Origin of the sequence: Lysobacter sp. TAB13 (genome assembly GCF_052113885.1) — a bacterium.
GTDB lineage: Bacteria > Pseudomonadota > Gammaproteobacteria > Xanthomonadales > Xanthomonadaceae > Lysobacter > Lysobacter gummosus.
The window spans coordinates 1-434 of the sequence record NZ_JBFRDR010000226.1; the positions used below are offsets into that span (position 1 = coordinate 1).

Sequence of the window (434 nt, forward strand, 5' to 3'; positions counted from 1 at the left end):
GCAAGGGTCACTTCCAGCCCATCGAGGATCCAGGTGATCCCGAGCGCCACCACGACCAGCGTGTGAAAGCGCGACCAGGGCAGGCGATCGAGCCTGGCTGGGATGTCCGTCGCGATGACCGCGGGCAGAGCCGCATGGTGCGGCGGCATGACGCTCCTCCCTCATCGTCTGGCGTGCCGTCATGGCTTCGCCTCATGTGAAGAAGGCGGTGCCTTCCGACACCGCCTTCCCGAAATCCAGCGTCTCAGCGCACGATCACATTTCGGCGCACCACCACGGGACGGCGATAGCGCGGGGCGGGGCGGCGCACGACGACGCGCTCGCGCACCACAACCGGACGCCGGTAGGCTGGACGCGGCCGCCGGACGACGGTGCGTTCGCGGACCACCACCTGAGTGAAATCGGCATCGGTACGGTCAAGCGCGGCCTTGGCT

Annotated in this window: 1 protein-coding gene; it reads right to left on the reverse strand. The window is 68.2% G+C overall.

What is annotated here, in order from left to right; translation table 11 throughout:
- Nucleotides 1–244: 244 nt before the first annotated feature.
- Nucleotides 245–434 (reverse strand): hypothetical protein (locus tag AB4Y92_RS25930; protein ID WP_441822233.1); only part of this gene is annotated, 190 nt, incomplete at its 5' end.